The sequence below is a fragment of the Pseudomonas syringae genome, from assembly GCF_021605415.1.
In the GTDB taxonomy this organism is placed as follows: Bacteria; Pseudomonadota; Gammaproteobacteria; order Pseudomonadales; family Pseudomonadaceae; genus Aquipseudomonas; species Aquipseudomonas syringae_S.
Genome location: NZ_WKEQ01000009.1, coordinates 86,125 through 104,799 on the forward strand (window position 1 = coordinate 86,125; position 18,675 = coordinate 104,799).

The following is an 18,675-nucleotide window of genomic DNA, read 5'->3' on the forward strand; positions in this document are numbered from 1 at the left end:
CGTGTACGCCTGTCTGTCAGTATCCAAGCCGAGGTGTGCGATGGAGCTTCAAACATGGCTGGCGTTCTTCGCCGCTTGCTGGGTGATCAGCCTTTCTCCGGGTGCCGGCGCCATTGCGTCGATGTCCAGCGGTCTCCAATACGGGTTCTGGCGCGGTTACTGGAACGCCCTCGGTCTGCAACTGGGCCTGGCACTGCAGATTGCCATTGTCGGCGCCGGTGTCGGCGCGATCCTCGCGGCTTCGGCCACAGCCTTCCATGCGATCAAATGGTTCGGTGTGGCGTATCTCGTTTTCCTGGCAATCAAACAATGGCGCGCGCTGCCCAGCGACATGAGCGATGACGCGGCAGTGCGCCCGATTGGCAAACCGCTTGCGCTGGTGTTTCGTGGGTTTCTGGTGAATGTCAGCAACCCCAAGGCGCTGGTGTTCATGCTCGCCGTGCTGCCGCAGTTCATCAACCCGCACGCGCCGCTGTTGATTCAGTACCTGGTGATTGGCGTCACCATGGTGTTTGTCGACCTGATCGTCATGGCCGGTTACACCGGGCTGGCGTCGAAAGTGCTGCGGCTGTTGCGCACCCCCAAACAGCAGAAACGCATGAACCGCACGTTTGCCGGGCTGTTCATCGGCGCGGCGGCATTCATGGCGACGCTGCGCAGGGCGCCGATGTAAATTCAGCGGGCAGAAAAAAGGCGACCTTCTTCAGGTCGCCTTTTTCATGACTGCCGTTTGGAACGCGGAGCGTCCCGGGATGCATTCTCGCGCGGAGCGTGGGAATGATCAGCTTCCAGCGATCAGCGCAAAATCACCGGCGCCGTATCACGCGGCAGGTTGTTGCGCTGCGGTGCCTCGCGAGGCTGCTCGTAACCGCCGCCACCGAGTTGTTGGCTCAGTTGCGCGGCGACGTCTTCGCCCAGGGCCTTGGACACGTCACGCACGACCCGAGGACGGTTTAGCGAGATACGGATGTCGCGACCATTCACCAGTTTGGTGTCCTGGCCTTCGCCCATCGCCGTGAAGGCCGAGGTGATTTCGAAGGTCTTGGTGTTGATCAGGCTGAAATCCGCCACCAGCGTCAGGCCCAGCACCGCCGAGTAGCTGTCGGTGTTGGCCAGTTCGTTGGTGTCCCGGGTGAAGTCGATGTCCGACACGGTGCCGAACAGCACGTAGTCCGCACCTTTGAAGTTGCCCGCCTTGATCCGCTTGATCACATCAAAGACGTCACCCTTGGACGAGGCGGTGTACGGCGTGCCCTGGATCAACTGGAACATGCCGGTGCGCAGGATTTCACCCTTGATGTCGCCGGTAAATTTGCGCAGTTCGGTCTGCTCGATGTAGCTGGTCGTGGCTTCGATCTCGTTGTAGCTCGAAGAACCGCTGGAGGTGTAGTAACCCTCGCGATGACTGCTCTGCGCCGAAACGATGTGGATGTATTGCTCCACGCGTTCCTGGTACGCCAGATCCGTCACCGCGACCTTCGGGGCCGCTTGCGCGCTGAAGGCGCAAGCCAGGGCCATCATGCCGATCCATGTGCGCATTGATTAACGCTCCGTGGTTTTGCGGATCTCTTTTTCGTCCATCCACTCGGCCAGACCGCTTTCGACGTCGATCAATTGCAGGCTGAACTTGTAGAAGACGTCCTTGTAATCGCTGCTGCGCTTGACGATCGAGCTGATCGAACCTTCGATGCGGTACTTGGCGGCAATCATGTTGCCGGTCTTGGCCACCGTGCTTTTCTTGTACAGACCGCTCTGGTTTTGCAGCTTGAGCTGGTCAACTTGGCTCTGCATGGCAGTGTTGTCGCTGGCGAAACGGGCAGCACCGGTTTTCATCAACTGAGTCTTGATGCTGGTGGTGATTTCGCGGGTGTCGATGTACTCGCTGGTCTTGTTCTTCACGTCATAGACCTGAACCACCGGACGGCCCTGCAGGATGCCGGACTGGGCCAGGGAGCGGGTCATCGACTCGGCGATCATTTGCAGGTCGGTCGAGCCGAATTCGTTGGTCACGGTTTCAACCGCTTTGGTGTCGCCGTAGCTGATGTTCTTGCTGCCCAGGGTTGGCGAAGTGTTAGCGCAACCGGAGGCCAGCAGGGCGATGACAGCGATGCAGGAAAAGCGTGCAAACATGGGAGTGCTCTCTGAAACTGAAAGGGGGTGTCGGGCTTAAGGCGTCTTGATTTCCAGACGGAAATCCACGGCTTTGGCAGTCGGGGCGATGGCCTGGATGAAGCTGGTCTGTTCGCCGTACATCATTTGGCTTTTCCAGACTTCTTCTTCGGCAACCGGGAAACCTTCAGGGCCGAGCCAGGCGAACCGGTAGTAGAACGTCTTGTTGTTGTAGCTGGTGTTGCTCAGCTGCGCATTGACGGTCATGAAGCCGTTTTCCCGGGCGACGCGCATGGCGCCGACCACGATGTTCTTCAGTTTGCCCATGGCCACGACCTTGCTCGCGGCGGTGCCGGGCTCCGGTGGCGGCGGGGTGGCGCAGCCGCTCGCCAGCAAGGCGAGGGCGACGACGGCGATGAGTTTGAAACGCATGCAAAGACTCCGTTCTTAAGGTTGTTTGAGGCTGGCCACGGCGGTCGGGCTGGCGCTCGGGATCACGTGGGCGGCGATGCCGCTGGCGAACACCTGGTTGCCCACGGCGCGCAGGCTGATCACCTGATAACGCTGGTCAACGGTGACTTTCACCACCGAGCCACCCACGGCGCTCGGCAGGGTGACTTGGTGCTCACCTTTCTTCAAGCGCAGACGCACGACCTGGGTGTTGTCCGGCAGGGTGCGCCATGTACGGGTATCGGCACCTTCGAGCACCGCTGAAGAAATACCGACTGCCAGACCCGCCAGCGGGTTGGTTTCGTTGATTTTCTTCTGCGCCACGCCTTTGGTGATCGCCCGCACCGTCGTGCGCAGGATGATCCCCGGCATGTCATCGCGCAGGGCGCGGCGGGACATGGCGGTGGTGCTGTTGAGGGCGGTCAGGTCGAGTTGCTTGCCATCGACGCCAATCTGCGCGAACGGCGCGGTGGTGGTGTCGGGCTTGATGACCGGAAACGACAACGGGGTGATGACCACACTGTTGGAGATCGGCAATGGCAGCGGAATGCGGATCGAATCGCGGGCTGGCGCGAGGCCGCTCTGCACCACGATCAGGATGTCGCTGTCATCGGACTTGGCCGGCTTGTCGAGGTTGGCCAGTGCCTGCTCCAGCAACGGCGTGTTCGGACGCAGTTCGGCAGCCTTTCGGTAACCCGGTGCGGCGAGGTCTTTTTCACCCAAGGCTTCATAAACGAAGCCGGCCAGGTAATGACTGAAAGCACTCTGATAGCTGTTCTTCAGGCCGACCACTTCCGGCGCGTCGAGGCTGGCGACCGGGTAGCCTTGCAGGTCTTTGTACTCGGTCTTGATGCCTTCTTTCTCGGCCTCTTCTTCGCTTTTGAGGTACTCCTTGTCACGCAGGTCGGCGATCACTGCTTCGCGTTCGTGAGTTCTCTTGATCGCGGTGCGGGCACCGTCGAAGTCGTTGACCGCCAGCAGGTTCAGGGCCATCTGCGTGGTCAGCATGACTTTTTCGTAGTCGTAGCCTTCGTAGCGACGCACCTTGTCGTTGACCAGGAAACTGCCGAACTGAGCCAGGTATTTACCCGTGTCGAGCTTGACCGAATCTTCCCACTGACCCACCACCTGATCGGCGCTGCCCCAGGCACTCTGGCTGCCGGACAGATCACCTTTGGCGCGCAGCAGCTCACCTTTCTCGAAGTAATAGAGCAGGTCTTTGTCGGTACCGGTGTTGTTCTTTTCCAGCAAGGTCAGAGCGGCGTCAACGTTGCCGGTGGCCAGTTGCTGATTGGTCTGCGCCAGTTCGGAATCGTAGTTGCGAAACGCCGAACAGCCGGACAACAAGGTGACAGCGCTGAGCGCGATCAGGGTAGGGGCGCGGAATGCCATGGGGGTACGTCTTCCATGAGTAATGATTGCAGCCGGGAATGCTGGTCGGGCTGATGTGACCCATCGACAGTGGCGTTGGCCTCCTGCCAATTCCTCGAAACCCGAGGAGCTTTGATGCCCCGGCGCCAAGGCGCGGGCGCGGCATTATAAGCAAGAGGTGATGGCTATGTAATGGCTTTTTAATTTCACAAGTCAGGGAGGTGCCATTACGGCACGACGCTGTGGCTTTTCAAATGGTCGAGTGCATGACGGCTATCAAGGCCCGGACATCCACTGGCGTTTTGCGAAGTGTGACGATTGCACCGTGCCAATTCAGTGCGAAAAGTCGACAAGGCTTGAGGGAAACGTCTGCGAAGTGAACAATATGTAACTTCGTATTTCCCCCTTGAGAACTCTTCATGATTGCCTCGTCCCGTTTCCTGGCCTGGCTGGTGCTCCCGTTTTTTGCCCTGAGCAGCTTCAATCTGCTGGCTGATACCGTGGAAGGCGCTCCGCAAGCGCTGCACTTGCTCGATTACATCAGCGCGGATTACCCGGCCACGGTGCAGGCGGGCAAGGTGGTTGATGAGGCCGAATACCGCGAGCAACTGGAGTTCGTCCAGGTGTTGAAAGGTTTGATCGCGGCGATGCCGGGCAAAGCGGAAAAGGCCGGGCTGGAACAGGGCGTCGTTGCTTTGCACGCGGGCATCGCGGCCAGGCAGGACGGCGCCGACGTCGCTCGGCAGGCCCGGCAACTCGGCGCGCAATTGGCGGTAGCTTATGAAGTCAGCCAGGCGCCGATCATCACCCCGGACGCAACCCGTGGCGCGCCGCTCTATGCGCAAAACTGCTCGGTGTGCCACGGTGACAGCGGTGCCGGCGATGGCCCGGCGGGTGTCGGCCTGACGCCACCGCCGGCCAACCTGCGTGATGCGACGCGACTCGACCATCTGAGCCTCTACGCGATTTACAACACGCTGGGCCAGGGTGTCGAAGGCACCGATATGCCGGCGTTCGCCGATCAGCTGGATGATCGTCAGCGTTGGGATCTGGCGACCTACATCGCCGGTTTCAGCGCTGATGTCGCAGCAGCCAAATCCGCGAAAACCTACGACATCGCCGACCTCGCGCGTCAGACGCCCGCCGAAGTGCAGGCTGCTGAAGGTCCCGAGGCTGCCGCGACGTTCCGTGCGCAACGGGCGCAGCCGCCACAGGTCAAGCGTGGCCCGGCGCAGTTGCTCGATTACACCGCCTCGACGCTGGACAAAAGCCTCGCCGCTTATCGCGCCGGTGACCGCGATCAGGCCTATGACCTCTCCGTTGCTGCGTATCTGGAAGGCTTCGAACTGGTCGAAAGTTCGCTGGATAACGTCGACGCCAACGTGCGCAAAGACACAGAGAAATCCCTGATGGCGTATCGGCAGTCGTTGCAGGACGGCCTGTCGGTGGAAGAGTCGGCGCAACGTCTGGACGCGGCGAAAGCCAAACTCACTGAATCTGCCGGCCTGCTGGGTAGCGATGGCTTGAGCTGGTCGCTGAGTTACATCTCCGGGTTGCTGATTCTGCTGCGCGAAGGTCTAGAAGCGATTCTGGTATTGGCGGCGATTCTTGCGTTCCTGCGCAACACCGGCCAGCAGTCGGCGGTGCGCAGCGTCAACGTCGGTTGGGGTCTGGCGCTGCTGGCCGGCCTCGGCACTTGGGCGCTGGCGGCGTATGTGATCGACGTCAGCGGCTCCCAGCGTGAATTGCTCGAAGGCGCCACGGCGCTGTTCGCCAGCGTGATGGTGTTGTGGCTCGGCGTATGGATGCATGACCGTCGTCACGCGGCTGCCTGGCAGGATTACATCAAGAGCAGCCTGGTTGGCGGCGGCGGACGCTTCGGCTTTGCGATCCTGGCGTTCTTCTCGGTGTATCGCGAATTGTTTGAAGTGATCCTGTTCTACGAAACCCTGTGGTTGCAGGCCGGCCCTGCCGGGCACGACGCGGTATTGGCCGGTGGCGCCACGGCACTGGTGCTGTTGGTCGGTCTGGCGTGGGTGATCCTGCGCGGTTCGGCGAAACTGCCGTTGACGCTGTTTTTCAGCATCAACGCCGGGCTGCTGTGTGCGCTGTCGGTGGTCTTTGCCGGGCACGGCGTGAAGGCATTGCAGGAGGCGGGGATTTTCGGCACGCGGCCGGTGGCGTTCTTCGAGTTCGATTGGTTGGGGATTCATGCCGATGCGTATTCGTTGACGGCGCAGGCGGTGGCGATTGTGGCGATCGTCGTGTTGTATGGGCGCAGTCGGATGGTTGAGAAACGGCGGGTAACCGCGTAAAGCATCCGCTGCGCTCATATTCGCGAGCAGGCTCGCTCCTACAGGGTTTACGGTTAACCTGTGGGAGCGAGCCTGCTCGCGAAGTTTTTGGAGGTTTGAAAATGCGTGTATGGATCGATGCCGACGCTTGCCCCCGGGCGGCGAAGGATCTGGTGGTGAAGTTCGCCCTCAAGCGTCAGTTCGAAGTGGTGCTGGTGGCCGGGCAGCCGCAGATCAAGCCGGGGCTGGCCATCGTCAAGCTGATCGTGGTGCCGAGCGGCCCGGATGCGGCGGATGATTATCTGGTCGAACACGCCGTGCCCGGCGAACTGGTGATCTGCAGCGACGTGCCGCTGGCAGACCGGTTGGTGAAGAAGGGCGTGGCGGCGCTGGATCCGCGTGGCAAAGAGTTCGATGCGCAGAACATGGGCGATCGGTTGGCGGTGCGTAATCTGTTCACTGACCTGCGTGAGCAAGGCCAGATGAGCGGGGGGCCGGCGCCGTTTGGTGATCGTGAGAAGCAGGCGTTTGCCAACGCGCTGGATCGGATCCTGACGCGGTTATCTCGCGCGCATTGATCGTTCCCACGCGGAGCATGGGAACGCTCAGCGGGAAACGTCAGGCGTCGTTTTCGTGGGTCAGTTCCAGCACCCGGTCAACCATCTTGTTGATGCCGGACGCCGCCTCGCTGATGCTCTGCGCCAGCATGTAGGCCGGGGTGCTCACCAGTTTGCGCGCCTTGTCTTCGATGATGTCGGTGACAGCGCACTCTTCATGGGTCGCGCCCATCTTGTTCATCGCCGCCGCCGTTTCGGCGTCGCTGCCGATGGTGCAGGTCACGCCCGGGCCGTAGATTTTTGCCGCCAGCGCTGGCGAGATGCACATCAGTCCCACGGGTTTGCCTGCTTCGGCAAAGGCTTCGGCCAGGGCGAGGACGTCTGGCTGAACCGTGCAACCGGCGCCTTCGACGGCGAAGTTCGACAGGTTCTTCGCCGAGCCGAAGCCGCCCGGCACGATCAACGCATCGAAGTCCTCGACGCTGGCTTCGCGGATGTCCTTGATCTCGCCGCGAGCGATGCGCGCCGATTCCACCAGCACATTGCGCGACTCGGGCATTTCTTCACCGGTCAGGTGGTTGATCACATGCAACTGCGCGATGTTCGGGGCGAAGCACTGCACCTGGGCGCCGCGCTGGTCGAGGCGCAGCAAGGTGATGACGCTTTCGTGGATCTCGGCGCCGTCGTACACGCCGCAGCCTGAAAGGATCACTGCAATTTTTTTGCTCATGGGCTTTTCTCCGGATTCATGGCGTTAAATGTCCACTAATTTGTCACTCGTTGCCATAGGGATAATTCGCAGCTACACCTAGGATCTGTCCTCAAGATTCCGGTCAGGGTTTGTCATGGACTTCATTCTGTATGCGGTGCCATTTTTCTTCGTGCTGATCTCCATAGAACTGCTCGCCGACCGTTGGCGCGGGGTGAGCAACTATCGGCTGGCCGATGCAATAAACAGCATCAGCACCGGCGTGTTGTCGACCACTACGGGCCTGTTGACCAAAGGCGTCGGGCTGCTGACTTACGCCTTTGCGCTTGAACATCTGGCGCTGGTCAGTTTGCCGGCGGACAGCGTCTGGGTCTGGGTGTTCGCCTTCGTCCTCTACGACTTTTGCTACTACTGGCTGCACCGCATGGGCCACGAGCGCAACATTCTCTGGGCCGCGCATTCGGTGCATCACCAGAGCGAGGACTACAACCTTTCCACGGCGCTGCGCCAGACCAGCACCGGTTTCCTTTTGAACTGGATCTTTTACCTGCCGATGGCCGTGCTCGGCGTGCCGCTGCTGGTGTTTGTCAGCGTGGCCGCGCTCAATCTGCTGTATCAGTTTTGGGTACATACGAAGCACATTCCCAAGCTCGGCTGGTTCGAATGGTTCTTCGTCACGCCGTCCAATCATCGGGCTCACCATGCACAGAACGCTCTCTACATGGATCGCAACTACGGCGGGGTGTTCATTATTTGGGATCGACTGTTCGGATCATTTCAGGAAGAGGACGATAACGAACCGGTGATTTTTGGCGTGACCACGCCGCTGGCGAGCTGGAATCCGCTATGGGCAAACGTGCAGTTCTACGCGCAATTGTGGGAGGACGCCCGGCGTGCCGACAGCAAGTGGGACAAGCTGCGGATCTGGTTCATGCGCACCGGTTGGCGGCCGGCGGACGTGGCGGCGAAATACCCCATGAGCAAGCCGGATCTGAGCCAGTTCCGCAAGTTCGAGGTGCCGATCGACCGTCGCCAGCAGGGGTACGTGATGTTGCAATTCGGCGTCTATATCGCCCTGGGCAGTTATCTGATGAATTGGGAGCGGGATCTGCCAACCGCCGCGCTGGTGCTCGGTTGGGGTGCGGTGGCGTTGGGGCTGTTCGTGCTGGGCGTGGCCCTGGAGAATCGCCCGTGGGCGTTGCGGCTTGAGCTGTTGCGGCTAGTGTCTAACCTGCCGCTGGTGTGGCTGGCGCCATTGGTCGGGCTATGGCCGGCCAGCCCGCTGGCGTGGATCGGTCTGCTCAGTTACAGCCTGCTCAGCGGCATCGGCTTGTATTGGCGCCGACAACGGTTTACTCGGCTGGCGTCTTAGGATCGGCCGGGTTGGCTGCTTCGGCCTTCAGCAGTTGCTCGGCTTTGGCAGCCTTGGCGATCTGCTCGTCTTCGTAAATCTTCTTCGCCAGCCGGGCATTCTTGAAGCGTCGGCGCAGCCACAGGCCGACGCCAAGCACCAGCAATGCGCCAAGCACCCACAATTCGTACTTCTTGATGCTGCCAAGCATGCCTTCCAGCACTGCGCCGAAGTGATAGGCCGCAGCGGCCAGCGCCGTCGCCCAGATTGCCGCACCGATACCATTGAGCAGCAAGTAGCGTCCCGGTGGATAACCTGACAGCCCGATGGCCACCGGCATCACCGTGCGCAAACCGTAGACGAAGCGAAAGCTCAGCACCCAGATGTCCGGATGCTTGCGGATGTGTTCCAGCGCGCGGTCGCCCATCAGTTGCCAGCGAGGTTTGCGTGCGAGCAATTTGCGCCCGTGCTTGCGCCCCAGGAAGTACCACAGCTGATCGCCGGCATAACTGCCGCAGAACGCCACGACCACGACAATGTTGATATCCATGTAACCGCGGAACGCGAGAAAGCCCGCGAGCACCAGGATGGTTTCGCCTTCGAAAAACGTGCCGAGAAACAGGGCAAAGTAGCCGAAGTCATGCAGAAATTGTTGGAGCATTGTCTGGGTGCTGGCGAAATGAACGCGCAGCCTAACCCTTCGGACACATTCAGGAAAGTGTCGAGATGTGTCTCGACGTGAACATTTCCTACAACGACAATGGAATGCGGCTACGTGTCACGGGTCACACATAACTGTCATCTGTTCGTCATAATGGCCGTCTATAACTGTCACGCTCGCCCGTTCCGCGCGGGCTCAGGAGTCCGCCGTGAGCTTTACCCCCGCCAATCGTCTGTTCCCCGCCACTCGCCTGCGTCGCAATCGCCGCGATGATTTTTCGCGACGGCTGGTGCGGGAAAATGTGCTGACAGTCGATGACCTGATCCTCCCTGTATTTGTGCTCGATGGTGAAAACCGTCGTGAAGCCGTGGCCTCGATGCCCGGCGTAGAGCGCTTGACGATCGACCTGCTGCTTGAAGAAGCCGCCAAATGGGTCGAGCTGGGCATTCCGGCGCTGGCGCTGTTCCCGGTGACACCGCTGGAACTCAAGTCCCTTGATGCTGCCGAAGCCTGGAACCCGCAGGGGATTGCCCAGCGTGCCACCCGCGCGCTGCGTGAGCGCTTCCCGGCGTTGGGCGTGATCACTGACGTCGCCCTCGACCCGTTCACCACCCACGGCCAGGACGGCATTCTCGATGACGGCGGCTACGTGCAGAACGACATCACCGTCGACGCGCTGGTCAAGCAAGCCCTGTCCCACGCCGAAGCCGGCGCCCAGGTGGTTGCCCCGTCGGACATGATGGACGGCCGCATCCAGGCGATCCGCGAGGCGCTGGAAATTGCCGGTCACGTCAACGTGCGCATCATGGCTTACTCGGCCAAGTACGCCAGCGCCTATTACGGCCCGTTCCGTGATGCCGTCGGTTCCGCCGCGAATCTGGGCAAGGCGAACAAGGCGTCCTATCAAATGGATCCGGCCAATAGCGATGAAGCCCTGCACGAGGTGGGCGCGGACTTGGCGGAAGGCGCGGACATGGTCATGGTCAAGCCAGGCATGCCGTACCTGGACATTCTTTTGCGGGTAAAAGATGCCTTCAAGGTGCCGACGTTCGTCTATCAGGTCAGTGGCGAATACGCGATGCACATGGCTGCGATCCAGAATGGCTGGTTGAGCGAAGGGGTGATTCTTGAGTCCCTCACCGCCTTTAAACGTGCTGGCGCCGATGGCATCCTGACGTACTTTGCTGTCCGTGCCGCTCAATTGTTACGAGAGCAGAAATAGCCCTCCCAGGAACATTCAATGAATACCGAAGGATTGACTGAAGTTGCCGTAAAAGACGCTCAACCGGTGGTCGAGCAAGTGACCGAGACCCCGCCGGAAATCGAGCCCGCGCCGCCCGCGATCGTCGCCGAAGCCGCGCCGGTCCCGGCGATCGCGATTCCCGGTCTGGATGACAGCAGCCTGTACATCCACCGTGAGTTGTCGCAACTGCAGTTCAATATCCGCGTGCTGGAACAGGCGCTGGATGAGTCCTACCCGTTGCTGGAGCGGCTGAAGTTTCTGCTGATCTTCTCCAGCAACCTCGACGAATTCTTTGAAATCCGCGTCGCCGGCCTGAAAAAGCAAATCACCTTCGCCCGTGAACAGGCCGGCGCCGACGGTTTGCAGCCGCATCAGGCGCTGGCTCGCATCAGTGAGCTGGTGCACGGCCACGTTGATCGTCAATACGCAATCCTCAACGACATCCTGCTGCCGGAGCTGGAAAAGCATCAGGTGCGCTTCATCCGTCGCCGCCACTGGTCGACCAAGATCAAGACTTGGGTACGCCGCTATTTCCGCGATGAGATCGCGCCGATCATCACCCCGATCGGCCTCGACCCGACGCACCCATTCCCGTTGCTGGTGAACAAGAGCCTGAACTTCATCGTCGAACTCGAAGGCATCGACGCCTTCGGCCGAGATTCCGGTCTGGCGATCATTCCGGCGCCACGCCTGTTGCCGCGCATCATCAAGGTGCCGGAAGAAGTCGGCGGCGCGGGGGACAACTACGTGTTCCTGTCGTCGATGATCCACGCCCACGCCGATGATTTGTTCCAAGGCATGAAGGTGAAAGGCTGCTACCAGTTCCGCCTGACCCGAAACGCCGATCTGGCGCTCGACTCCGAAGATGTCGAAGACCTGGCCCGTGCCTTGCGTGGCGAGTTGTTCTCGCGCCGTTACGGCGATGCCGTGCGCCTGGAAGTCGCCGACACCTGCCCGAAACATCTGTCGGACTACTTGCTCAAGCAGTTCAACCTGGCCGAGACCGAGTTGTATCAGGTCAACGGCCCGGTGAACCTGACGCGGCTGTTCAGCATCACCGGGCTCGACAGCCAGCGCGAACTGCAATACCTGCCGTTCACGCCGCAGATCCCGAAGCTGCTGCAAAACAGCGAAAACATATTCAGCGTGGTGAGCAAGCAGGACATCCTGCTGCTGCACCCGTTCGAGTCGTTCACCCCGGTGGTCGACCTGTTGCGTCAGGCGGCGAAAGACCCGCACGTTCTGGCGGTGCGTCAGACGCTATATCGCTCTGGCGCCAACTCGGAAATCGTCGATGCGCTGGTGGACGCAGCACGTAACGGCAAAGAAGTGACGGCGGTCATCGAGCTTCGCGCGCGTTTCGACGAAGAGTCCAACCTGCAACTGGCCAGCCGCCTGCAAGCGGCGGGTGCGGTGGTGATCTACGGTGTTGTGGGCTTCAAGACCCACGCCAAAATGATGCTGATCCTGCGCCGAGAGCAGGGCGAGATCGTCCGTTACGCGCACCTCGGCACCGGCAACTATCACGCCGGCAACGCGCGGTTGTACACCGACTACAGCTTGCTGACCTCCGACGATGCCTTGTGCGAAGACGTCGGCAAATTGTTCAGCCAGTTGATCGGCATGGGCAAGACGTTGCGCATGAAAAAGCTGCTGCATGCGCCGTTCACCCTGAAAAAGGGCATGCTTGACATGATTGCCCGGGAAACCCAGTTCGCCCTCGATGGCAAACCGGCACACATCATCGCCAAGTTCAACTCGCTGACCGATCCGAAGATCATTCGCGCGCTGTACAAGGCCAGCCAGTCCGGTGTGCGCATTGACCTGGTGGTGCGCGGCATGTGCTGTCTGCGTCCGGGCATTGCCGGGGTTTCGCACAACATCCATGTGCGTTCGATCATCGGCCGCTTCCTCGAACACACCCGGGTTTTCTACTTCCTCAATGGTGGCGAGGAGCAGATGTTCCTGTCCAGCGCCGACTGGATGGAGCGCAACCTCGATAAACGCGTCGAGACCTGTTTCCCGGTGGAAGGCAAGAAGCTGCTGACCCGGGTGAAGAAAGAGCTGGAGTTGTATCTGACTGACAACACACATAGTTGGAGCTTGCAGTCGGATGGGCGCTACATTCGCAATACGCCGACGGGTAATCAAAACCCGCGCAGCGCGCAGGCGACGTTGCTGGAGCGGCTGGGCAGCCCGATCTTGCCGGTCAGTAGCTGACCTTCGGTTTAGCAAATAAAAAGGCGATCCCAACGGATCGCCTTTTTTGTGTCGCCCCTGTAGGAGAGGGTGTCAGTGGACGGTGAGGACGATGCCCACGCGCGTCAGCCAATCCGCCTCAAGGCCGAAATCCGCTTGAGTCAGCTGATTTTCATCCAGCCAGTTTTCCGGGAAATGCACGTCGAGGTTGTCGCCATCAGCGCGCAATTCGACTTGTGGCATCGCCTGCGTCCCACGGATGTGGTGAAACAGAATCGCGAAGCGCAACAACACACAAAGACGAATCAGCTTGATGCCGTCCTTGCCGAATTCGGCAAACTTGTCCTTGGGAATGTTGCGGCGATGGCCGCGTACCAGCAGCGCAAGCATCTGCTGGTCTTCACGGGAGAACCCGGCCAGATCCGAATGCTCAATCAGATAAGCGCCATGCTTATGGTAGTGATAGTGGGCGATGTCCAGGCCGACTTCGTGCACCTTCGCCGCCCAGCCCAGCAGTTCGCGCCAGATACCGTCATCCAGCTCCCAGTCCACCGCGACCTGATCGAACGCATGCAGCGCTTTGCGCTCGACCCGCTCCGCTTGTTTCTGATCGACGTGATAACGCTCCATCAACGAGGTCAGGGTGCGTTCGCGCACGTCTTCGTGATGGTGGCGACCGAGCAGGTCATAGAGCACACCTTCGCGCAGGGCGCCGTCGCAGTGATCCATGCGTTGCAGTTCGAGGGCGTCGAAGATGGCTTCGAGAATGGCGAGGCCGGCCGGGAAAATCGCCCGGCGATCCGGTTTGATGCCGTCGAAATCGATTTTGTCCGAGTCGCCGAGTTTGAACAGTTTGCGCTTGAGCCAGGCCAGGCCTTCGGCGTTGACTTCGCCGGTGCCGTGGCCCCCCGCCTTGAGTGCCAGGCCGATGGCGCGGATGGTGCCCGAGGAGCCGATGGCTTCATCCCAGGTCAAGCGATGCAGGGCGTGTTCGATGCTCATGATCTCCAGCCGCGCCGCCGTGTACGCCTGGGCGTAGCGGGCTGGGGTGATCTTGCCGTCCTTGAAGTAGCGCTGGGTGAAACTGACGCAGCCCATTTGCAGGCTTTCGCGCAGCAAAGGTTCGAAGCGCTGGCCGATGATGAATTCGGTGCTGCCGCCGCCAATGTCGGCGACCAGGCGTTTGCCCGGGGTGTCCGCGAGGGTGTGGGAGACGCCGAGGTAGATCAGGCGCGCTTCTTCACGACCGGAGATGACCTCGACCGGGTGGCCGAGGATTTCTTCGGCGCGGCGGATGAATTCGCCACGGTTGCGCGCTTCACGCAGGGCGTTGGTGCCGACGATCCGCACGGCGCCCAGGGGCATGCCGTTGATCAGTTGGGCAAAACGCTTGAGGCAATCGAGGCCGCGCTGCATGGATTCTTCGCTGAGCTTGCGCTCGTCGTCGATGCCGGCCGCCAGTTGCACCTTCTCCCCAAGACGTTCGAGGATGCGGATTTCGCCGTTCTGGGCCTTGGCCACGACCATATGGAAGCTGTTCGAGCCTAGGTCGATTGCGGCGATCAGGGACAGATTCTTGGCTTGGTTCTGGGGCATGGGCAGGGGGTCTCGGTCGATAACCCCGACATCGTGCCACGATCAAACGCTGCCGCCAACGCGCATGGTTCAAACCGTTGATCTCGCGCAGAAAAGTTCAGATCGCAGCGCGCCCATTCGCGAGCAGGCTCGCTCCTGCACAAGCCCGCGTTTCCCTGTGGGAGCGAGCCTGCTCGCGAAGGCGCCCGTCCTGTCGCCAGTGTTATTTCAGACGGTCGCCTCAACCGTACCAATAAAATTCGCCAGTTCCGCCGTCTGTGGATTCGCAAACAACACCTTCGGATCCCCCACTTCATGCACTTTGCCCTGATGCATGAACACCAGTTTGTCCCCGACCTCGCGGGCAAAACGCATTTCGTGGGTGACCATGATCAGCGTCATGCCTTCGTTGGCCAGTTGCCGCACGACGCCGAGCACTTCGTTGACCAGTTCCGGATCCAGCGCCGAGGTAATTTCGTCGCAGAGCAGCACCTTCGGCGACATCGCCAAGGCCCGGGCAATTGCCACGCGCTGCTGCTGCCCGCCGGAGAGGCGATCCGGGAAGGCATCAAACTTTTCCCCCAGGCCGACGCGCGCCAGCATTTCCCGCGCCAGTTCGGCAGCCTTGGCCTTGGGCACTTTTTGCACCACTTGCGGGGCGAGCATCACGTTTTCGCCGACCGTCAGGTGCGGGAACAGGTTGAATTGCTGGAACACCATGCCGACTTTCTGCCGCAGGCTGCGCAGGTCGGCGCGGGCGGCGTCGAGGTATTCGCCGTCGACTTCGATCACGCCGTCGTTGATCGATTCCAGTCCGTTGAGCGTGCGCAAAAGGGTGGATTTGCCCGAGCCGCTGCGGCCAATGATTGCCACGACCTGGCCTTCCTCGACGCTGAGGTCGATGCCTTTGAGGACGTGGTGATCGCCGTAGTATTTATGCAGGGCGGAAATTCTAAGCAGAGGCATGCAGTCTCCTTTCCAGGTAGCGCGCACTGAGGGACAAGGGGTAGCAGAGGAGGAAATAGCCGAGGGCGACGAAGCCGTAGACCATGAACGGTTCGAACGTGGCGTTGGCGAGCATGCTGCCGGTCTTGGTCAGTTCGGTGAAGCCGATGATCGACGTCACCGCCGTGCCCTTGACCACTTGCACCGAGAAACCCACGGTCGGCGCCACGGCAATACGCAAGGCTTGCGGCAGGATTACGTAACGCAATTGCTCCAGCGGATTGAGCGCCAGGCTCGACGAGGCTTCCCACTGGCCATGGGGGATCGCTTCTACGCAACCGCGCCAGATCTCCGCCAGGTAAGCGCTGGTGAACAGGGTCAGGGCTATCGCGGCGGCCATCCACGGCGAGATCTCGATCCCGGCCAGGGCCACGCCGAAAAACACCAGAAACAGCTGCATCAACAGCGGCGTGCCCTGAAACAGCTCAATCCATGTGCGCGCGATGCTGCGCGGCAAGGTTTTATCGGAAATGCGCATGACCATGATCAGCAAACCGACCAGCCCGCCGCCAATGAACGCCACCAGCGACAGCGCCAGCGTCCACTGCAGCCCGGTCAGCAGGTTGCGCAAGATGTCCCAGAAGGTGAAATCGCTCATTGGCTGCTCCTCGACAAATAACGCCGGCCGAACCAGTTCAGCAACTGACGGATCAGCAACGCCATGCACAGGTAGATCAGCGTGGTCAGCGCATACGTTTCGAACGCGCGGAAGTTGCGCGACTGAATGAAGTTGGCGGCAAAACTCAACTCTTCCGTCGCGATCTGCGAACACACCGCCGAACCGAGCATGACGATGATGATCTGGCTGCTCAGGGCCGGCCAGACCTTGCCCAGCGCCGGCAACAACACCACATGACGGAACGCTTCAAAACGGCTCATCGCCAATGCCGCCGCCGCTTCCAGTTGACCGCGAGGGATCGCTTGGATGCCGGCACGGATGATTTCGGTCGAGTACGCGCCGAGGTTGATCACCATCGCCAGTACGGCGGCCTGCCATTCGGAAATCTGCACGCCGAGGGACGGCAGGCCAAAGAAGATGAAAAACAACTGAACGAGGAACGGCGTGTTGCGGATCAACTCGACGTAGACGCCGAAAATCGCCGAGAACGGGCGGATATTCCACGCCCGCACCAACGCCCCGACGATCCCCAGGCTGACGCCGAAGAACGCGCCGATGGCCGTCAGCTCAAGGGTGAACAACGCCCCGCGCAGAAGCAGGTCGGTGTTTTCCACCACCGGCAAAAAATCGAACTGATAGGCCATTAAGTAACTCCCGCGAGGCCGATCAGAGATCGGCCGGCAGCGGCTCTTTCAGCCAGGTTTGCGAATTCTTTTCCAGTGCCCCGTCGGTCTTGGCGGTGGCGAGGATCTCGTTAACCTTGCCGAGCAAGGCCGGCTCGTTCTTGTTCACGCCCACGTAGACCGGCGAATCCTTGAGCTTCACTTTCAGCGCCGGCACGCGTTTCGGGTTTTTCTCGCTGATCGCGACCATCACCACGTTGCCGCTGGCGATCAGGTCGACCTGGCCGGCGAGGTAGGCGGCGATGGTCGAGTTGTTGTCTTCGAAGCGCTTGATGGTCAGGCCTTCAGGGGCGACCTTGGTCAGCTCGATGTCTTCGATGGCGCCACGGGTGACGCTGATGGTTTTGCCTTTGAGGTCGTCGAGGCTGTTGATTGCCGCGTCTGGCGGGCCGAACACGGCGAGGTAGAACGGTGCGTAAGCGCGGGAGAAGTCGATGACTTTCTCGCGCTCCGCGTTTTTGCCGAGGCTGGAAATCACCAGATCGACTTTACCGGTGGTCAGGAATGGAATGCGGTTAGTGCTGTTGACCGGGGTCAGTTCAAGTTTGACCTTGAGTTGGTCAGCCAGCAGTTTCGCGGTGTCGATATCGAGGCCGCGTGGCTTCATGTCTGGGCCGACCGAGCCGAATGGCGGGAAGTCCTGCGGCACGGCAACTTTCAGCGTGCCGCGTTTGACCACATCGTCCAGACCGTCGGCATGGGCGGGGGCCTGGCACAGCATCAGGCCGGCAAACAGGGTGGCGAGGAGGGCGCTGTAACGCTGGGTCATGGCAAAACTCCGGATCGGCGGGAAATGATTTCTGCGATCGGACAGAGCACGGGGCATGCCAACCACCGTAATCGTCGCGGCAAGCCACGGTTTTGCCGGGTTTCTTCGGTCTTACTGGTCTGAACAGTCAGGTGGTTTTTCGCACTGCCATGGCGCATCGGCGTTCGACGCTGAACCCCGCTGGGGCACGACTTGCCGGGCGCCGCGAATAGCTTTACAACTAGCCGCACATTGGCCTGGCTCGTCTGGAAAACCATGAACTCGATCTCCCGCGCCGTACCCGAAGTGGCGCTGCAAGCCATCCGCAAGCTGATCACCGAGCAGGGCTTCGAAGCCGGTGATGCCTTGCCGTCGCAGCGTGATCTCGCGGTGCAACTGGGCGTCAGCCGGGCATCGTTGCGCGAGGCACTGTCGTCATTGAGTGCGTTGGGCGTCGTCAGTATTCAGCCGGGCAAAGGCGTATTTGTGCAGTCGGCGGTTGAGTTGCCACGGGGTGAGGGCGCGGCGGGCTGGCCGTTCGCGGCGCAGGCGTCGCCGCTGGAGATCTTTCAGTTGCGCTACGCGCTGGAAGGCTTCGCGGCGGGCCTGGCGGCAGTGACGTTGAGCACGTTTGAGCTGGATGCCCTGGAAGACAACGTCGCCGCGATGCGTGAGCAGCTGCGCGGCAACCACTTCGAAGCGGCGGCGAAACTGGATTTCGAGTTCCACCGGCGGATCCTGTCGGCCAGCGGTAATCAGGCGATGTTGAGCATTCTTACCGCCAGTGCCGATATTTTTCTGGAGAGCCAGAAACTACCGTTCATCCGCGCCGAACGGGCCATGGAAACCTGGCAGGAACACCGGAAAATCCTCCGTGCGCTGGCCCGTCGTGCCTCCGGCGCTGCGCAAAAAGCCATGCAGGAACACGTTCGTAACGCGGCGCTGCGAACCGGGATCGCCTTCATCGCGCCCGCCTCCGCCTGACTTGAGCTATACCCAAAGTCATCGAACACCATAGCAAGACTCAATCATCTGCGGCTTCCTGAACAAGGGAAGGGCGGCTATGATGGGCCACGTTTTTTTGCTTACAACCCGGAGAAT

General features: G+C 60.7%; 18 protein-coding genes. 7 read left to right on the top strand and 11 right to left on the bottom strand.

What is annotated here, in order from left to right:
* Positions 1 to 40 precede the first annotated feature (40 nt).
* Complete coding sequence (gene rhtB / locus GIW69_RS08765; RefSeq protein ID WP_236481791.1) at positions 41 to 673, top strand: homoserine/homoserine lactone efflux protein; 633 nt, start codon at positions 41 to 43, stop codon at positions 671 to 673.
* Between the two features lie 122 nt (positions 674 to 795).
* Here the strand turns inward: rhtB and GIW69_RS08770 are convergent, their stop codons facing one another.
* Genes GIW69_RS08770 through GIW69_RS08785 form a run of 4 tightly spaced genes read right to left on the bottom strand, consistent with a single transcriptional unit; the run spans position 796 to position 3,951 of the window.
* Complete coding sequence (locus GIW69_RS08770) at positions 796 to 1,539, bottom strand: penicillin-binding protein activator LpoB (RefSeq protein WP_236481793.1); 744 nt, start codon at positions 1,537 to 1,539, stop codon at positions 796 to 798.
* 3 nt (positions 1,540 to 1,542) lie between these two features.
* Positions 1,543 to 2,130, bottom strand: coding sequence for a penicillin-binding protein activator LpoB (lpoB, locus tag GIW69_RS08775; protein WP_236481794.1), 588 nt, complete (start codon positions 2,128 to 2,130; stop codon positions 1,543 to 1,545).
* Between the two features lie 36 nt (positions 2,131 to 2,166).
* Entirely contained in the window at positions 2,167 to 2,541 is a 375-nt protein-coding gene (locus GIW69_RS08780) for a YcfL family putative periplasmic lipoprotein (protein WP_236481796.1), read from the bottom strand.
* A gap of 15 nt (positions 2,542 to 2,556) precedes the next feature.
* Positions 2,557 to 3,951 carry a COG3014 family protein gene (locus tag GIW69_RS08785; protein ID WP_236481797.1) on the bottom strand — a complete coding sequence of 465 codons (1,395 nt, stop codon included), beginning with the start codon at positions 3,949 to 3,951 and terminating at the stop codon, positions 2,557 to 2,559.
* Between the two features lie 398 nt (positions 3,952 to 4,349).
* Between GIW69_RS08785 and GIW69_RS08790 the strand changes: the two genes are divergently transcribed.
* Complete coding sequence (locus GIW69_RS08790; RefSeq protein WP_236481798.1) at positions 4,350 to 6,245, top strand: FTR1 family protein; 1,896 nt, start codon at positions 4,350 to 4,352, stop codon at positions 6,243 to 6,245.
* Between the two features lie 101 nt (positions 6,246 to 6,346).
* The gene (locus GIW69_RS08795; RefSeq protein WP_236481800.1) at positions 6,347 to 6,802 is read left to right on the top strand and encodes a YaiI/YqxD family protein; all 456 of its coding nucleotides are present in this window, start codon (positions 6,347 to 6,349) and stop codon (positions 6,800 to 6,802) included.
* A 40-nt stretch (positions 6,803 to 6,842) separates the two neighbouring features.
* Here GIW69_RS08795 and elbB read toward each other — a convergent pair whose 3' ends face one another.
* Positions 6,843 to 7,511 carry an isoprenoid biosynthesis glyoxalase ElbB gene (elbB, locus tag GIW69_RS08800; protein ID WP_236481802.1) on the bottom strand — a complete coding sequence of 223 codons (669 nt, stop codon included), beginning with the start codon at positions 7,509 to 7,511 and terminating at the stop codon, positions 6,843 to 6,845.
* A 115-nt stretch (positions 7,512 to 7,626) separates the two neighbouring features.
* Between elbB and GIW69_RS08805 the strand changes: the two genes are divergently transcribed.
* On the top strand, positions 7,627 to 8,862 hold the full coding sequence (locus tag GIW69_RS08805; RefSeq protein ID WP_236481804.1) for a sterol desaturase family protein: 1,236 nt from the start codon (positions 7,627 to 7,629) through the stop codon (positions 8,860 to 8,862).
* Here GIW69_RS08805 and GIW69_RS08810 read toward each other — a convergent pair.
* Positions 8,843 to 9,502 (bottom strand): DedA family protein, encoded by a 660-nt coding sequence (locus GIW69_RS08810; RefSeq protein WP_236481805.1) that lies wholly within the window; start codon positions 9,500 to 9,502, stop codon positions 8,843 to 8,845. The genes GIW69_RS08805 and GIW69_RS08810 overlap by 20 nt on opposite strands.
* Positions 9,503 to 9,710: 208 nt before the next feature.
* On the opposite strand from GIW69_RS08810, the gene hemB reads away from it, so the two are divergent.
* Both hemB and ppk1 read left to right on the top strand, forming a co-directional pair.
* Positions 9,711 to 10,724 (top strand): porphobilinogen synthase, encoded by a 1,014-nt coding sequence (gene hemB, locus GIW69_RS08815; protein ID WP_236481807.1) that lies wholly within the window; start codon positions 9,711 to 9,713, stop codon positions 10,722 to 10,724.
* 18 nt (positions 10,725 to 10,742) lie between these two features.
* Positions 10,743 to 12,965: a polyphosphate kinase 1 gene (ppk1, locus tag GIW69_RS08820; RefSeq protein ID WP_236481809.1), complete on the top strand. Its 2,223-nt coding sequence runs from the start codon at positions 10,743 to 10,745 to the stop codon at positions 12,963 to 12,965.
* A 72-nt stretch (positions 12,966 to 13,037) separates the two neighbouring features.
* Here the strand turns inward: ppk1 and ppx are convergent, their stop codons facing one another.
* The 5 genes from ppx to GIW69_RS08845 all read right to left on the bottom strand — a co-directional run bounded on the left by ppx (position 13,038) and on the right by GIW69_RS08845 (position 17,595).
* On the bottom strand, positions 13,038 to 14,540 hold the full coding sequence (gene ppx / locus GIW69_RS08825; protein ID WP_236481811.1) for an exopolyphosphatase: 1,503 nt from the start codon (positions 14,538 to 14,540) through the stop codon (positions 13,038 to 13,040).
* 207 nt (positions 14,541 to 14,747) lie between these two features.
* On the bottom strand, positions 14,748 to 15,485 hold the full coding sequence (locus tag GIW69_RS08830) for an amino acid ABC transporter ATP-binding protein (protein ID WP_236481812.1): 738 nt from the start codon (positions 15,483 to 15,485) through the stop codon (positions 14,748 to 14,750).
* A complete protein-coding gene (locus GIW69_RS08835) occupies positions 15,472 to 16,122 on the bottom strand; it encodes an amino acid ABC transporter permease (protein WP_236481814.1) in 651 nt (216 codons plus the stop codon). Before GIW69_RS08835 ends, GIW69_RS08830 begins: the two co-directional genes overlap by 14 nt.
* On the bottom strand, positions 16,119 to 16,787 hold the full coding sequence (locus tag GIW69_RS08840) for an amino acid ABC transporter permease (RefSeq protein ID WP_236481815.1): 669 nt from the start codon (positions 16,785 to 16,787) through the stop codon (positions 16,119 to 16,121). The genes GIW69_RS08835 and GIW69_RS08840 overlap by 4 nt, the downstream gene beginning before the upstream one ends.
* 22 nt (positions 16,788 to 16,809) lie before the next feature.
* Entirely contained in the window at positions 16,810 to 17,595 is a 786-nt protein-coding gene (locus GIW69_RS08845) for a transporter substrate-binding domain-containing protein (protein WP_236481817.1), read from the bottom strand.
* A 255-nt stretch (positions 17,596 to 17,850) separates the two neighbouring features.
* Here GIW69_RS08845 and GIW69_RS08850 point away from each other — a divergent pair, with 255 nt between their 5' ends.
* Positions 17,851 to 18,558 carry an FCD domain-containing protein gene (locus GIW69_RS08850; protein ID WP_236481818.1) on the top strand — a complete coding sequence of 236 codons (708 nt, stop codon included), beginning with the start codon at positions 17,851 to 17,853 and terminating at the stop codon, positions 18,556 to 18,558.
* The last annotated feature ends 117 nt before the right edge of the window (positions 18,559 to 18,675 follow it).

What these genes read in the sequence shown, in the direction of transcription:
- GIW69_RS08805 (WP_236481804.1), top strand. Translation starts at nt 7,627, where the DNA reads ATGGACTTCATTCTGTATGCGGTGCCATTTTTCTTCGTGCTGATCTCC.
- GIW69_RS08845 (WP_236481817.1), bottom strand. Translation starts at nt 17,595, where the DNA reads ATGACCCAGCGTTACAGCGCCCTCCTCGCCACCCTGTTTGCCGGCCTG.
- ppk1 (WP_236481809.1), top strand. Translation starts at nt 10,743, where the DNA reads ATGAATACCGAAGGATTGACTGAAGTTGCCGTAAAAGACGCTCAACCG.
- rhtB (WP_236481791.1), top strand. Translation starts at nt 41, where the DNA reads ATGGAGCTTCAAACATGGCTGGCGTTCTTCGCCGCTTGCTGGGTGATC.
- GIW69_RS08850 (WP_236481818.1), top strand. Translation starts at nt 17,851, where the DNA reads ATGAACTCGATCTCCCGCGCCGTACCCGAAGTGGCGCTGCAAGCCATC.
- GIW69_RS08770 (WP_236481793.1), bottom strand. Translation starts at nt 1,539, where the DNA reads ATGCGCACATGGATCGGCATGATGGCCCTGGCTTGCGCCTTCAGCGCG.
- GIW69_RS08795 (WP_236481800.1), top strand. Translation starts at nt 6,347, where the DNA reads ATGCGTGTATGGATCGATGCCGACGCTTGCCCCCGGGCGGCGAAGGAT.
- GIW69_RS08840 (WP_236481815.1), bottom strand. Translation starts at nt 16,787, where the DNA reads ATGGCCTATCAGTTCGATTTTTTGCCGGTGGTGGAAAACACCGACCTG.
- elbB (WP_236481802.1), bottom strand. Translation starts at nt 7,511, where the DNA reads ATGAGCAAAAAAATTGCAGTGATCCTTTCAGGCTGCGGCGTGTACGAC.
- GIW69_RS08785 (WP_236481797.1), bottom strand. Translation starts at nt 3,951, where the DNA reads ATGGCATTCCGCGCCCCTACCCTGATCGCGCTCAGCGCTGTCACCTTG.
- GIW69_RS08790 (WP_236481798.1), top strand. Translation starts at nt 4,350, where the DNA reads ATGATTGCCTCGTCCCGTTTCCTGGCCTGGCTGGTGCTCCCGTTTTTT.
- GIW69_RS08830 (WP_236481812.1), bottom strand. Translation starts at nt 15,485, where the DNA reads ATGCCTCTGCTTAGAATTTCCGCCCTGCATAAATACTACGGCGATCAC.
- GIW69_RS08835 (WP_236481814.1), bottom strand. Translation starts at nt 16,122, where the DNA reads ATGAGCGATTTCACCTTCTGGGACATCTTGCGCAACCTGCTGACCGGG.
- ppx (WP_236481811.1), bottom strand. Translation starts at nt 14,540, where the DNA reads ATGCCCCAGAACCAAGCCAAGAATCTGTCCCTGATCGCCGCAATCGAC.
- GIW69_RS08780 (WP_236481796.1), bottom strand. Translation starts at nt 2,541, where the DNA reads ATGCGTTTCAAACTCATCGCCGTCGTCGCCCTCGCCTTGCTGGCGAGC.
- lpoB (WP_236481794.1), bottom strand. Translation starts at nt 2,130, where the DNA reads ATGTTTGCACGCTTTTCCTGCATCGCTGTCATCGCCCTGCTGGCCTCC.
- GIW69_RS08810 (WP_236481805.1), bottom strand. Translation starts at nt 9,502, where the DNA reads ATGCTCCAACAATTTCTGCATGACTTCGGCTACTTTGCCCTGTTTCTC.